The sequence below is a fragment of the Streptomyces sp. genome (assembly GCF_031181555.1).
GTDB classification, from domain to species: Bacteria; Actinomycetota; Actinomycetes; order Streptomycetales; family Streptomycetaceae; genus Streptomyces; species Streptomyces fimbriatus.
Genome location: NZ_JAPSKQ010000168.1, coordinates 1 through 13772, shown reverse-complemented (window position 1 = coordinate 13772; position 13772 = coordinate 1). Strand labels below are relative to the sequence as shown.

Genomic DNA, 13772 nt, shown 5'->3' with positions numbered 1-13772 from the left:
CGTCCGCGTGCCGTCCGTCTTGGTGATCGTCTCGGCCTGGGCGTGAGGGCCGCGAACCGAATAGGCTCATGACGGGAGGGACGCCACAAGTTGAGGTTGAGGCGTCCCTCCCGCTGTGCCCGGACTCAGATCTGATGGAGCACGTACACCGGAGCCCCGTTCTCGGCTCCGCCCCGCGAGCGAATGCAGGCGTGCTTGCGCAGCAGCCGGAGGCATTCGTTGACGCGACGCACGGAAAGCCCCGTACGGGTGGCGATCGACTCCAGCGGCTCGCGCAGCTCACCCTTTTCGACGAGCACCGGGGCGATCACCACGGCCACCGCCCACACGTCCTCGGTCACGGACAGCCGCTGCCGCCAAGCGGTCAGCACCGACTCCGTGGTGGGCGGCGTGGTGAGGTGGCCCCGGGGTGCCCGACGTTCGAGGGCGAGGTTGTCGAACCGGTCCGCGATGCGCTCCATCGCCCGGACCATGGCCTGTTGCACGGCGAGGGTGGCCTGTTGCGCGGCCAGCACCTCCCGCTGCATGGCCAACGTCTCCCTTTGCAACGCGATCGATTCGCGCGGCCCGTTGGCCAACTCCTCATCCAGCTGAAGGTTGTGCGCCTCCAGTCGGACGATGGCCTCGGCGACCTGCTCCGGCATGGCGTAGGCGAGGGGGGCGCCTGGCCCGGCGGGCTGTACCTCGGCCTTGTCGAGAGAGTAGGAACCCTCACGCTGCACGGTCTCGATGACTTCGGCGACCCATTGCTTGAAGGGCGCGCAGGCCGGCTTGGTGCAGGCGTTGACGAGCAGAATCAGACCTTGCAGATCGATGAGTTGAAGGTCTCGGCGCCAGCTCCGACCTGCGGGAACGCTGAGACCGTGACTTCCAGTCACTGTCTCGAGATTGTCTCGGTGGTCCTCCGGAACATGGTCGAGGAGCGCCTTGCGGGGGGTGGTGTACCCCAGCGACTTGCAGACGTCCACCGCTGGGAACCAGTGGCTTCCGTTCGGCATGGTCAGCCGCCGGACCCGTTCTCCGGTCGCTGCGTAGATGAAGTCGCTGATGTCGATGGCCCCGGTCCGTTCGGCGGAGCCGGAATGCTTGCTCGGTTCGTTCATGCGAACCACCTCCGCCGCGGAACGTAGAGCGGGGCGAAGTGCATATGCCAGCCGGTCCGGGGATGTTCACGACTGCGAGCGAAGATGATCGGAAACCGCTGTGCCGGCCCATGGCGGTGTGTATGGCGGCCGGACGTGTGGGGCATGTGAAAGGGGCCCACGGGGAACCGTGGGCCCCTTTCCCGGTCCAAGGGCGTCAGATCTTGCCGAAGCCGTAGCCCAGGAGCTTCTTCGCGTCCTTCTCGCGCTGGGCGGCCGAGGACGAGGCGAGGACCGTGCCGATGACGGTCTTGCCGTTCCGCGTCGCGGCGAAGACCAGGCAGTACTTGGCCTCCGGGCCCGAGCCGGTCTTCACGCCGATCGTGCCGCTGTAGTTGTTGAGCAGCGTGTTCGTGTTGGTCCACGGCGCCATCGTGCGGGTGCTGCCCGTCTTGGTGATCGTCTTCGCCGTGTACTTCTTCGTCTTGACGATCGAGCGGAACGTGGAGTTCTTCATCGCGCTGCTGGCGATCTTCGTCAGGTCGCGCGGCGTGGAGTAGTTCTTGCCCTTGCCGATGCCGTCGAACGAGTCGAAGTGGGTGTTCTTCAGCCCCATCTTCTTCGCCTCCGCGTTCATCTTGCCGATGAACGACTTCACGCGGGCCGACCGCGTCGTGCCCGTGCCGAACTTGTCGGCGAGCGCGTAGGCCGCGTCGCAGCCGGACGGCAGCATCAGCCCGTACAGCAGCTGACGCACGGTCACCTTGTCGCCGACGATCAGGCGCGCGGACGAGGCGTTGTTCTTCACGATGTAGTCGCTGTACGCCATCTGGATCGTGACCTTGGCGTCCAGGTTCAGGTTCTTCTGCGCGAGCACGACCTTCGCGGTCATGATCTTCGTCGTCGAGCCGGTCGAGCGGCGCGTGTCCGCCGCCTTGGTGTACAGCGACTTGCCGTTCGCGTTGTTCATCACGTAGCCGCCCTTGGCGACGATCGTGGGCGCGGTGGCGGCCTGCGCGGGTGCGGCGTAGAGGGCCCCGGAGGCGAGTACGGCGCCGGTGGTCATGGCGGCGCCGACGGCTCTGCGGAGGCGAATGCCCTGAATGTCGAGCTTCAAGTCGATTACCCCGATTACCTTGAATGGCCGTGCGGGCCGGCCGAGTTGAGATGCGGCCGCGCATGAGGGGCCGCACGAGTCTGACTCCTGGGCGGCACGGATGGTTGTGCGGGGGGCGGGGGCGACTTTTCCGGGCTCCGCACGGCTCCGCGCGACTTCCGGGTCCGCCCGGCTTCCGGGTCCGCATCGTGGACGCATGCTTCCACGCGTACGTGTTGTATCTATCCTGTCGGCATGAGCAGCCTGGCCCCCGTGAAGCAGCCCCCCGCCGCCGACCGCGTCTACGCCCACGTCAAGCAGAGCGTCCTGGACCGCCGTTACGAGGGCGGGACGCTGCTCACCGAGGGCGAGCTGGCCGAGGCCGTCGGGGTCTCGCGCACCCCCGTGCGCGAGGCGCTGCTGCGGCTGGAGGTCGAAGGGCTGATCAAGCTCTACCCGAAGAAGGGCGCCCTCGTCCTGCCGGTCTCCGCGCAGGAGATCGCCGACGTGGTGGAGACGCGGCTGCTCGTCGAGGAGCACGCCGCCAGGAAGGCCGTGCCCGCGCCGCCCGGGCTCATCGAGCGCCTGGAGCAGCTGCTCGCCCGGCAGAAGGAGCAGGCCGCCGCCGGGGACTTCGCCGCGGCCTCCGTCACCGACCGCTGCTTCCACGCCGAGATCGTCCGCAGCGGCGGCAACGAGATCCTCTCCCGCCTCTACGACCAGCTCCGCGACCGCCAACTGCGCATGGGCGTCGCCGTGATGCACTCCCACCCCGACCGCATCGCCAAGACCCTCGCCGAGCACGAGGAGATCCTGCAGGCGCTGCGCTCCGGGGACGCGGACGCGGCCGTCGGGGTCGTCCACCGGCACGTCGGCTGGTTCTCCCACCTGGCCCGGGGTGAGGTGCGATGAGCGGCGCGGGTGCGGCTGCCGGCACCCTGCCCGGTGATCCCCCGGGCGGACGGCGCGCGCTGGCCGTGTGGGGGATCGGCGTCTCGGTCTACTTCGTCGCGGTCATCTTCCGCACGTCCCTGGGCGTGGCCGGCCTCGACGCCGCCGACCGCTTCGACGTGGGCGCCTCCGCCCTGTCCACCTTCTCCATCCTCCAACTGCTGGTCTACGCCGGCATGCAGATACCCGTCGGTCTGCTGGTCGACCGGCTCGGCACCAAGAAGGTGCTGGGCATCGGCGCCGTGCTGTTCACGGCCGGGCAGCTCGGGTTCGCGTTCTCCCCGACGTACGGCATGGCGCTCGCCTCGCGCGTGCTGCTCGGCTGCGGGGACGCGATGACGTTCATCAGCGTGCTGCGGCTGGGCACCCGCTGGTTCCCGGCCCGGCGCGGTCCGCTGGTCGCGCAGATGGCGGGGCTGGTCGGCATGGCGGGCAACCTCGTCTCCACGCTGGTCCTGGCCCGGCTGCTGCACGGCATCGGCTGGACGGCGGCGTTCGCGGGCAGCGCGCTCGCCGGTGTCGTGGTGTTCGTGCTGCTGGTGCTGTTCCTCAGGGACCACCCCGAGGGCCACGCACCCGAGCCCGTCCCGCACCAGGGCGCCGTCTACGTACGACGCCAGATCGCCGCCTCCTGGCGGGAGCCGGGGACGCGGCTCGGGCTGTGGGTGCACTTCACCACCCAGTTCCCGGCGATGGTGTTCCTGCTGCTGTGGGGGATGCCGTTCCTCGTCGAGGCACAGGGGCTGTCCCGGGCCACGGCCGGTGAGCTGCTCACCCTGGTCGTGCTGTCCAACATGGCCGTCGGGCTCGTCTACGGCCAGATCATCGCCCGGCACCACGGGGCGCGGCTGCCGCTGGCGCTCGGGACGGTGGCGGCGACGGCGCTGCTGTGGGCCGGCACGCTGGCCTACCCGGCCGATACGGCGCCGATGTGGCTGCTGGTCGTGCTGTGCACGGTGCTGGGGGCCTGCGGACCGGCCTCGATGATCGGTTTCGACTTCGCCCGCCCGGCGAATCCGCCGGAGCGGCAGGGCACGGCGTCCGGGATCACGAACATGGGCGGCTTCGTCGCCTCGATGATCACCCTGTTCGCTGTCGGTGTGCTGCTGGACGCCACCGGGGACGACTACACCGTCGCCTTCTCGGCCGTGTTCGTGCTCCAGGCGCTCGGGGTCACGCAGATCCTGCGGCTGCGGGGGCGGGCGGCCCGGAGGGAGCGGGAGCGGCTGGTCGCGAGCCGGGTGGCCTCGGTGCACGTTCCCGTGTAGGCACCCGGCGCCGGTGCGGGCGTTCCGGGCGTTCCGGGGGCCGCCGCCCCCGGGCTTTGCTCCGGCCCGAACGGCCTCCTCCTCGGACGCCGGACGGGCTGTGGACGGTCCTCGGGCTACTTCGTGACCGCGAAGTGCCGCAGGATCGCCGCCGTCAGGTCCGGGTCGCCCTCCGTCTTCACCCGGTCCGCGACCGCCTCCGGCGTCACCCGGCCGCAGGCCAGACGGACGTAGGTCTCCCAGTCGAGGCTGAGGGCGGCGGCCGGGCCCAGCGCCGGGGCGGTCTCCAGGGTGCCGCGGCCCTGGATGTCGACGCGGATCGTGCGCAGGAACTCCACCGGCCCGTGGACATCGACGACCACGGCCGAGCTGCGCGGCGCCTGCGCGTCCTCGGCCACCACGCGCGGCAGCTCGGCGAGCAGCACGTCACGCGCGACGTGCGCGCCGGGGGAGTCGAGGTTGCCGGGACGGCCGAGGGCGGTGCGCAGGTCCTGCTCGTGCGCCCACACGTCGAAGGCGTGCCGGCGCATCGACTCCTCCAGCGTGAGGTCCGTGCCGTACGGGCCGCGGACCTTCGTGCCCGGGTCGCGCGACTCGTTGCGCAGCTGCCGGTTGCGACGGATGATCATGTACTCCAGCTCGGCGGTCATCTCCGGCGCCGTGTGGTGGCGGCGCACGTCGACCTGCATCTCCATGTAGCGCTGGTGGTCGTTGGTGACGTGGAACAGGTCGCGCGGCAGCGTGTGGATGGGGCGCGGGTCGCCGAGCATCTCGGAGTCCAGGCCGATGACGTGCGAGACCACGTCGCGGACCGACCATCCCGGGCACGGCGTCCGCCGGTTCCAGTCGGCCTCCGGGAGCGGCTGCACCAGCTGGGATATCGCTTCGATGGAGTGGGTCCAGGCGTCGGCGTAGGGCTGGAGGGTGGGATGCAGACTCACGGAACGGGACCCCTCGGCGGTCGGTACACGGGCAGGTTGTGGCGGCGGTGCCAGTGGGCGGTGGCTGCACTCGGCGGGTGTCTCGAAGGTCCCCCACGTTCTCGGCTGCGCTCGAACAGGGGGCACCCCCAAGTTACGCTGCTGTGAGGCACCCCGGCAGTGCTTTCGTGTGACGATCGTAGGCCCGTGTGGGCGAGTCGAATGCCAGGACGGTGGTAGTGTGCGCGCTTCCTTGCTCCAAATTGCCGTGAACGAGGGCGAACCGGTCGAAACGCGTCGTCGCCGGGTCGCCGGGATGGTGCGGGATCAGGCCGGGGCCGATCTCGTCGTGCTGCCGGAGCTGTGGACCACGGGCGCGTTCGCCTACGAGGAGTTCGGGCGTGAGGCCGAACCGCTCGACGGACCGACCCACGAGGCGATGGCCAAGGCCGCGAGCGACGCGGGCGTGTGGCTGCACGCGGGCTCCCTCCCCGAACGCGACCCCGGGGGGACCCTCTACAACACCTCGCTCGTCTTCTCCCCCTCCGGCGACCTGGCCGCCGCCTACCGCAAGATCCACCGCTTCGGCTTCGACAAGGGCGAGGCCGTGCTGATGGGGGCGGGCGACGCACTGGTGACGGTGCGTCTGCCGCACACCACCCTGGGCGTGGCCACCTGCTACGACCTCCGTTTCCCCGAGCTCTTCCGCGGTCTCGTCGACGTCGGCGCCGAGACCTTCGTCGTCCCGGCGGGCTGGCCGGAGCGCCGCCGGTCCCACTGGACGCTGCTGGCCCGGGCCCGGGCGGTGGAGAACCAGGCGTTCGTCCTCGCGTGCGGAACGTCCGGGACGCACGCGGGGGTTCCGCAGGCGGGTCACTCGATCGTGGTCGATCCCTGGGGCGAGGTCCTGGCGGAGGCGGGCCCCGGCGAGCAGGTCCTCACGGTCGACTTCGACCCGACGACGGTGGCGGGCACCCGCGAGCGCTTCCCGGCCCTCAAGGACCGCGTCCTGGGCCTGGACCGCCCGCGCCGCTGACCCGGCGGGGGCGGGCGCCCTCCTCTGTCCCCTGCCCCTCCGTGTCCCCCTCTCCCCCTGTCCCTCAGTCCTTCTGTCCCTCCCGTTCCTTCTCCGCCAGGTGGATCACGCACACCGCCACCGCGATCAGCAGCGCCGGGTCCGCGTCCTCCCGTACGACGTCGACGGCGTAGGTGTCCCGTACGGTCAGCAGACGGCGGGAGATCACGGCGAGCAGCTCACCGTCGTACTCGACGGCGAACTCCCGGTCGAGGATCCTGCCGCTGACGTCGAGTTCGGTGCCGCCGTCCGCCAGGGACACCCGGTAGTGGTTGCGCAGCAGGGACAGCCGCTTGCGCCGGACCGTCGCCAGCGGGTCGCCGCCCCGCTCGATCACCATCGTGTCGCGGAGGGCGAACATCTTCTTGCGGATGTCGACGAGGACCCGGCCCCGGGCGTCCTTCAGCTCGAAGGTGTCCCGCAGCCGCAGGGCCTTGCCGTCGACGAGGAACACCTTGTTGCCCCGGTCGTCCTCGATCCAGTAGTCGTCACCGATGCCGAGGATCCGGTCGCGTACGAGGAATCTCATGACACCAGGGCTTCCCCGTCCCCCGTTCCGAAACGCCGCCGGTAGGCCGACGGGCTGAGCCCCGTCGCACGCCGCAGCCGCGCCCGCAGGTTCGCCGCCGTCCCCAGGCCGCTGCGGGCCGCCACCACGTCCAGCCGCTCCTCGCCCCGCTCGATGAGCCGGCACGCCAGCGCGACCCGCTCACCCGTCAGCCAGGCGAGCGGTGTCGTGCCGAGCTGGGCGCGGAACCGCCGGTGCAGGGTCGCCGGGCTCACCGCCGCGCGGGCCGCGAGGTCCGCCACCGTCAGCGGCTCGCCCAGCCGCTCCTGCGCCCACGCCAGCAGCGGGCCCAGCGACTCGTCCGGCACGGGTGGGACCGGCCGCTCCACGAACTGCCGCTGCCCGCCGTCCCGGTGCGCGGCGAACACCAGGCGCCGGGAGACCGCGTTGGCGGTCTCCGCGCCGTGGTCCCGGCGCCACAGGTGCAGTCCCAGGTCCAGGGCGGCGGAGCTGCCCGCGGCGGTGAGGACGTCCCCGTCGTCCACGAACAGCACGTCCGGCTCCAGCAGCACCTCCGGGTGCAGCTCCCGGAAGGAGTCCGCCCACATCCAGTGGGTCGTGGCGCGCCGCCCGTCCAGCAGGCCGGCCTCGGCGAGCGCGAAGGTTCCGGTGCAGAAGCTGACGACACGTGCGCCCCGGGCGTGCGCCCGCCGGATCGCGTCGAGGACGGGCTCGGTGCGCGGGACGACGTTGTCCGGCCGCCCCGGCACGACGAGGGTGTCGGCGTCGTCCACGGCGTCCAGGCCCGCCACCCCGGTCATCGTGAAGAACCCGTGGTTCATCGGCACCTCGGGCGTGGGCGTGCACAGCGTCACCCGGTACGGCGCGCACGGCATCCCCAGTTCGGGCCGGGGCAGCCCGAACAGCTCGGTGGCCACGCCGACCTCGAACGGATTGGTGCCCTCGTCGACGATCACGGCGACGCGGTGGGAGCGCGGGGACTGAGAGGATCCTTGCGGCATACGCGATTTCTAGCACTGGTCCGGTCCCGGCGCACCGCCGACGATGGGGACATGACACAGGACAAGGCACAGGAACCCCTCTCCCTCGACCGGGCCCTCGCCTCCTTCACGGAGCAGTGGAGCCCGCGCATCGTCACCGCCGTCAACGACTACGACGTGCGCATCGCCAAGGTGGAGGGCGAGCACGTCTGGCACGCGCACGACCACACCGACGAGTTCTTCCTCGTCCTCGACGGCGAACTGCACATCGCCCTGCGCGAACCGTCCGGCGAGCGCACGGTCGTCCTCCCCAAGGGCGCCGTCTTCACCGTCCCCCGCGGCACCGAGCACAAGCCCTGCGCGCCCGTGCCCACCGCCCTCCTCCTCTTCGAGCCCACCGGCACCCTGTCGGTCGGCGACCGCCACGACGAGGTCCCGGCCCACGTGGACGCGACGACGGGGCACGCGCTCACCTGACCGGTGCCGCCCTCCCGCGGGTGCCGCCAGGGCCACGCGCACCGCGCACGGCCCCCGACGCCTCCACGAGCACCTCCCCGGCCGCCGTCCGGACGTACAGCACCGACCGCCCGGCCCTCCCCCAACGCTCCACCAGCCCCGCGTCCAGCAGCACCCGCAGATGCCGGCCCACCGACCCCAGGCCCTGCCCGGTCACGGCGACCAGCTGGGTCGTGCTCAGGGGAGTTCCGAGCAGCATGAGCACTCCGGCCCGCGCGGTCCCGACGAGCGCCCCGAGCCCGGCCGGGACGGGGCGCCGGCCGTGGTCCTCGGCGAGCACCCCGAGACACGGGTAGACGACGGCGTACCGCTCCCGTCCCTCCCACGACACCCAACTGGTCCTCGGCGTCACCGGCATGAACAGCAGCTCGGCCCCGGCGGCGATCTCCCGCGGCGGATACGCGTGGGGGTTGACCTGGAACCGGCTCTCCCCGAGCCACCGCGCGCCCGGCTTCAGCGAGTCCAGCACGGCCGCCCAGCCGCCCTGGCCCACGCGCGCGGTCCGCGCGACCACGTCGGCCTCCAGGACGCGCCGCCGGCGCTCCCAGTACGGCCGTACGGTCTCCTCCCAGACGTAGGTCAGGAGCGCGGTCGCCCGCTCGGGCAGGTCGTCCCGCTCCAGGGCGGCGGGGAGCGGTCCCCGCAGGGACACGCGGAGGTCGGCCCGTGCCTCCCCGGGCCCGGCCGCCCGCACCCGGGCCACGGTCTCCTCGAAGCTCTCCCCCTCGCACGAGGTGGGGCAGAAGAAGTCGGCGATCCAGGACGTGCCGATCGCCGCCCGCACGAGCGGCGCGGCCACCGGGTCGGTCGCGAGGCGCGCACGGTAGCCGGGCAGGTGCGCGCGCAGCCAGGCCTCCTCGCCCGGATGGGCGCCGGTCCCCGCGTGCAGCAGCTTCAGGCTCGCGAAGGTCTCGGCGAACGGCGAGAGCACGAACCGGCTGCGGGCGAGGGTGTCGGTGTCGATCTGCCACAAGCCCATGCGTGATGACCTTTCGCGTGTCGGCGAAACAGTAAACACGGTCCCCGGGCCGCGCCGAGACTTCGGCGCATGCGCAGCTACCGCTCCCTGTTCCGCACCCCGGAGTTCACCCCGTTCCTGCTCTCCTTCGCCGCTTTCGCCGCGGCCCAGACGATCGGCGGCCTGGCCCTCGGCACGCTGGTCTTCCGGGCCACCGGCTCCCCGTTCCTGTCGGCGGTGAGCATGTTCGGCCCGCAACTGGCGCAGTTGCTGGGGGGTGCGTTCCTGCTCTCGGGCGCTGACCGCCTGCCCCCGCGCGCGGTCCTGACCGGCCTCGCCCTCGCCTTCGCGGCCGGCACGGCGGTGCTGGCGCTGCCCGGCCTGCCGGTCCGGGCGGTCTTCGCCGTCGTGCTCCTGCAGGGCCTGGTCGCGTCGCTGGGCGGGGGAGCGCGCGGGGGGCTGCTGAACGAGATCCTGTCCAAGGACGGCTACGTGCTGGGGCGTTCGGTGTACAACATGCTCTGGGGCCTGACGCAGATGGCCGGTTTCGCGACGGGCGGCGCCCTGCTGGTGCTCCTGTCCCCCCGGGCCTGTCTGCTCCTCGCGGCGGCGCTGTACCTGCTGTCGGCCCTCGTCACCCGCCTGGGCCTCACGGCCCGCCCACCGCGCTCCTTCGGCCGCCCGTCCGTCCCGGCGACCTGGCGCACCAACGCCCTCCTGTGGTCCTCGCGCCCCCGCCGCCTGACGTACCTGGGCCTGTGGGTCCCCAACGGCCTGATCGTCGGCGGCGATTCGCTCTACGTCTCCTACGCCCCCGAAGCCGCCGGCACGCTGTACGCGTGCGGGGCGCTGGGCATGTTCGTGGGCGACATGGTGGTGGGCCGCCTGGTGCCGCCCGCGCTGCGCCCCCGCCTCGCGACCCCGCTGCGCCTGCTGCTGGCGGTTCCCTACCTGTTCTTCGTCCTGCGGCCGGGCGTGGCGCTGTCGGCCGTGGCCGTCACCGTGGCCTCCGTCGGCTTCGCCGCGAGCCTGGTCCTGCAGGAACGCCTGATGTCCCTCACCCCCGACGACCTGGTGGGCCAGGCCCTCGGCCTGCACGTCACCGGCATGGCCGCCCTTCAGGGCGTCGGCGCCGTCCTCGCGGGCACGCTGGCCCAACTGACCTCCCCGGCCACGGCGATGTCGCTGATGGCGGCCGCGTCGGTCGCCGTGACCCTGGTCCTCGCGGCGCTGGGCAGGCACGACGGAGGGCGGCCGACCGTCCCCGGCACGCGTCCGGGCGCCCGGTCGGAACCCGCCGCCACGGAGTAGCCGGGTCCGACCGGCGGAAGGGCGCGGGCCGGGTTCCGTCCGGCCCGCGCCACCACGTCCGGGAGCACCTGGGCGACCGGGCGGTCATGTTCGCCGCCGGGGTGCGGGTGCCCGAGGCGTTCCCGTGGAGAGAGACGTACGACGACGGTTCGTGCACGCCGTGGCCGCGGGACGCGGCCGGGTCCGCGACGGCGGACTCCTGCGACGCCCACCCGGACCACGCCTGCCCGGCCCGCCGTGTCCACCGGCAGGACCGGGGCGTGCCCGTACGGCTCACCGCGGGGGACGCGGACCGTCCTCCGCCGGTGCCGGCGGGGACGGACGCCCGGCAGGGCGTTTGGTCACACCCCGTACCCGTCGCTGTAGCCGTCCCGGCGGTGGGGCCGGGTGTCGTCGACGACCTGGGCGGGCGGTACGACGACCCGCCTGCGCCGGGCGATGCTGCTGAAGGTCGCGACGCCGATCAGACCGACGATCATGAGGATGATGCCGACCAGGTCAAGGTTGGCACCCTGCATGTCCCAGTCGGTCGCGAACGTGAGGATTGCTCCCGCGGCGATGAGGATGATGCATCCGCCGAGGCCCATGAGTGTCGCCTCCCTGTCCGGTATTTCCGGTGGGCACCGAGTACCCGGGCGGGCGGTCCTCATGCGCCGCGGGGGAGTTGACTAGGCGTCGAGGAACGCCACGAGCGCGTTCGCCAGCAGGAACGGGTCCTTCGCGCCGCACAGTTCGCGCGCGCTGTGCATCGACAGGATGGCCACGCCGATGTCGACGGTCCGGATGCCGTGCCGGGCCGCGGTGATCGGGCCGATGGTGGTGCCGCACGGCATGGAGTTGTTGGAGACGAACGACTGGAAGGGGACGTCCGCCTTCTCGCAGGCCGCCGCGAACACGGCCCGGCCCGAACCGTCCGTCGCGTAGCGGTTGTTGACGTTGACCTTGAGGATGGGGCCGCCGTCGACGCGCGGATGGTGCGTCGGGTCGTGCCGCTCCGCGTAGTTGGGGTGGACGGCGTGACCGGTGTCGGAGGAGAGGCAGACGGTGCCGGCGAAGGCGCGCGCCCGGTCCTCGTACGACCCGCCGCGCGCGAACACCGAGCGCTCCAGCACGCTGCCGAGCAGCGGGCCGTCGGCGCCGGTGTCGGACTGGGAGCCGTTCTCCTCGTGGTCGAAGGCGGCGAGGACGGGGATGGACGACAGGCCCGCTCCGCCGTTCGCGGCGACCGCCGCCAGCGCGGCCGTCCCCGCGTGCACGGACAGCAGGTTGTCCATGCGCGGTCCGGCCACCAGCTCCTTGTCGCGGCCCAGGTACGCCGGCGGTTCCACGGAGTGGACCATCAGGTCCCAGCCGCTGACCTCGCCCGCCGGGATGCCCGCGGTCTCCTCCAGGAAGGCGATGAGGTCGCCGTCGCGGACGTCGTCGCCCATGCCCCAGACGGGCTGGAGGTGCCGCTGCTTGTCGAGCTTGAGGCCGTCGGAGTTCACCGAGCGGTCCAGGTGGATGGCGAGCTGCGGGACCCGCAGCAGCGGACGGTCGACGTTCACCAGCCGGGTGGACCCGTCCCGCAGGGTCAGCCGGCCGGCCAGGCCCAGGTCGCGGTCGAGCCAGGAGTTGAGCAGCGGACCGCCGTAGATCTCCACCGCCACCTGGCGCCAGCCGTGCGCCCCGCTGTCGGGACGGGGCTTGACCCGCAGGTTGGGGGAGTCGGTGTGCGCGCCGACGACACGGAAGGGGGTGTGCGGCTCGGCGCCCTCGGGGACGTACCAGGCCACGATCGCGCCGCCGCGCAGGACGTACTTGCCGCCGCTCGTCCCGTCCCAGGCGTCCGTCTCGGCGACCTGCCGGAAGCCGGCCTTGTCCAGCCGTTCGGCGGCGTTCGCCACCGCGTGGTACGGCGTGGGGCTCGCCGCCAGGAAGGACATCAGGTCGTCGGTGTGTCCGCGGTCGAAGCGGGAGGGTGCGCTCATGGGATTCACCTTAACGAGGGCGAGGGCCCGCATCCCTGTGCGGGAGCGGGCCCTCGTGCCGTCTCGTGCCGTCTTGTGCGGTCTGTCGGAGGGGGCTTAGAACGCCGCCTCGTCCAGTTCCATCAGGTCGAGCTCGACGCCCTCGGCGACCTTGCGGGCCAGGGTGACGCCGGGCAGGACGTTGGCGGCGAAGAACTTCGCCGCGGCGATCTTGCCGGTGTAGAAGGCCCGGTCCTTGGCGGAGGCCGTCTGGAGCTTCTCGGCGGCGACCGCGGCGCCCCGCAGGAGCAGGTAGCCGACGATCACGTCACCCGAGGCCATCAGCAGGCGGGTGGTGTTCAGGCCCACCTTGTAGATGTTCTTGACGTCCTGCTCGGTGGCCGCGAGGTCGGTGAGCATCAGGCCGACGATGGCCTCCAGCTCGACGGCCGCCTTGGCCAGGTGCTCGCGGGCGCCGGCCAGCTCCTCGCCGCCGGTGCCGAGGGCGAGGAACTTCTTGATGTCCTCGGCGAGCGAGTTCAGGGCCGCGCCCTGGTTGCGGACGATCTTCCGGAAGAAGAAGTCCTGGCCCTGGATGGCCGTGGTGCCCTCGTACAGGGTGTCGATCTTGGAGTCGCGGATGTACTGCTCGATCGGGTACTCCTGCAGGAAGCCGGAGCCGCCGAAGGTCTGCAGCGACTGGGCGAGCTGCTCGTAGCCCTTCTCGGAGCCGTAGCCCTTGACGATCGGCAGGAGCAGGTCGTTCAGCGCGTGCTCGGCGGAGGCGTCCTCGCCCGCGGCCTCCTTGACCGCGATCGCGTCCTGGACGGAGGCGGTGTGCAGGACGAGGGCGCGCATGCCCTCCGCGTACGCCTTCTGCGTCATCAGCGAGCGGCGCACGTCGGGGTGGTGGGTGATGGTGACCTTGGGCGCGGTCTTGTCCATGAAGTTGGCCAGATCCGGACCCTGGACGCGCTCCTTGGCGTACTCCAGCGCGTTCAGGTAGCCCGTCGACAGCGTGGAGATCGCCTTCGTGCCGACCATCATGCGGGCGAACTCGATGATGCGGAACATCTGGCGGATGCCGTCGTGCTTGTCGCCGATCAGCCAGCCCTTGGCGGGGTGCTTGTCGCCGAA

Annotated in this window: 14 protein-coding genes; 5 read left to right on the top strand and 9 right to left on the bottom strand. The window is 71.9% G+C overall.

The window, feature by feature from the left end; translation table 11 throughout:
* Positions 1–125: 125 nt before the first annotated feature.
* Positions 126–1103: a Bro-N domain-containing protein gene (locus tag RIM90_RS26115; RefSeq protein WP_309063205.1), complete on the bottom strand. Its 978-nt coding sequence runs from the start codon at positions 1101–1103 to the stop codon at positions 126–128.
* A gap of 196 nt (positions 1104–1299) precedes the next feature.
* On the bottom strand, positions 1300–2148 hold the full coding sequence (locus RIM90_RS26110) for a D-alanyl-D-alanine carboxypeptidase family protein (protein WP_375165556.1): 849 nt from the start codon (positions 2146–2148) through the stop codon (positions 1300–1302).
* 285 nt (positions 2149–2433) lie between these two features.
* On the opposite strand from RIM90_RS26110, the gene RIM90_RS26105 reads away from it, so the two are divergent.
* On the top strand, positions 2434–3090 hold the full coding sequence (locus RIM90_RS26105) for a GntR family transcriptional regulator (protein WP_309063203.1): 657 nt from the start codon (positions 2434–2436) through the stop codon (positions 3088–3090).
* Entirely contained in the window at positions 3087–4397 is a 1311-nt protein-coding gene (locus tag RIM90_RS26100) for an MFS transporter (protein WP_309063202.1), read from the top strand. Before RIM90_RS26105 ends, RIM90_RS26100 begins: the two co-directional genes overlap by 4 nt.
* Before the next feature lie 116 nt (positions 4398–4513).
* On the opposite strand, the gene RIM90_RS26095 is transcribed toward RIM90_RS26100, so the two are convergent.
* Positions 4514–5338 (bottom strand): maleylpyruvate isomerase family mycothiol-dependent enzyme, encoded by an 825-nt coding sequence (locus RIM90_RS26095; protein ID WP_309063201.1) that lies wholly within the window; start codon positions 5336–5338, stop codon positions 4514–4516.
* Positions 5339–5558: 220 nt separating this feature from the next.
* On the opposite strand from RIM90_RS26095, the gene RIM90_RS26090 reads away from it, so the two are divergent.
* Positions 5559–6353 (top strand): carbon-nitrogen family hydrolase, encoded by a 795-nt coding sequence (locus tag RIM90_RS26090; protein ID WP_309063200.1) that lies wholly within the window; start codon positions 5559–5561, stop codon positions 6351–6353.
* 64 nt (positions 6354–6417) lie between these two features.
* Here the strand turns inward: RIM90_RS26090 and RIM90_RS26085 are convergent, their stop codons facing one another.
* Together RIM90_RS26085 and RIM90_RS26080 are read right to left on the bottom strand one after the other, a co-directional pair.
* Complete coding sequence (locus tag RIM90_RS26085; protein ID WP_309063199.1) at positions 6418–6921, bottom strand: LURP-one-related family protein; 504 nt, start codon at positions 6919–6921, stop codon at positions 6418–6420.
* Positions 6918–7922 carry a helix-turn-helix domain-containing protein gene (locus tag RIM90_RS26080; RefSeq protein WP_309063198.1) on the bottom strand — a complete coding sequence of 335 codons (1005 nt, stop codon included), beginning with the start codon at positions 7920–7922 and terminating at the stop codon, positions 6918–6920. Before RIM90_RS26080 ends, RIM90_RS26085 begins: the two co-directional genes overlap by 4 nt.
* A 51-nt stretch (positions 7923–7973) precedes the next feature.
* Here RIM90_RS26080 and RIM90_RS26075 point away from each other — a divergent pair, with 51 nt between their 5' ends.
* The gene (locus RIM90_RS26075) at positions 7974–8378 is read left to right on the top strand and encodes a cupin domain-containing protein (protein WP_309063197.1); all 405 of its coding nucleotides are present in this window, start codon (positions 7974–7976) and stop codon (positions 8376–8378) included.
* Here the strand turns inward: RIM90_RS26075 and RIM90_RS26070 are convergent.
* Complete coding sequence (locus tag RIM90_RS26070) at positions 8371–9396, bottom strand: helix-turn-helix domain-containing protein (RefSeq protein WP_309063196.1); 1026 nt, start codon at positions 9394–9396, stop codon at positions 8371–8373. The genes RIM90_RS26075 and RIM90_RS26070 overlap by 8 nt on opposite strands.
* Positions 9397–9465: 69 nt before the next feature.
* Between RIM90_RS26070 and RIM90_RS26065 the strand changes: the two genes are divergently transcribed.
* A complete protein-coding gene (locus RIM90_RS26065) occupies positions 9466–10686 on the top strand; it encodes an MFS transporter (protein WP_309063195.1) in 1221 nt (406 codons plus the stop codon).
* Positions 10687–11027: 341 nt separating this feature from the next.
* Here RIM90_RS26065 and RIM90_RS26060 read toward each other — a convergent pair whose 3' ends face one another.
* From RIM90_RS26060 to RIM90_RS26050, 3 genes are all read right to left on the bottom strand, one after another.
* Positions 11028–11273, bottom strand: coding sequence for a hypothetical protein (locus RIM90_RS26060; protein WP_309063194.1), 246 nt, complete (start codon positions 11271–11273; stop codon positions 11028–11030).
* A gap of 81 nt (positions 11274–11354) precedes the next feature.
* Positions 11355–12656: a M18 family aminopeptidase gene (locus tag RIM90_RS26055; RefSeq protein ID WP_309063193.1), complete on the bottom strand. Its 1302-nt coding sequence runs from the start codon at positions 12654–12656 to the stop codon at positions 11355–11357.
* A 96-nt stretch (positions 12657–12752) separates the two neighbouring features.
* The coding region (locus tag RIM90_RS26050) for an acyl-CoA dehydrogenase (RefSeq protein WP_309063192.1) at positions 12753–13772 on the bottom strand (1020 nt) is incomplete at its 5' end.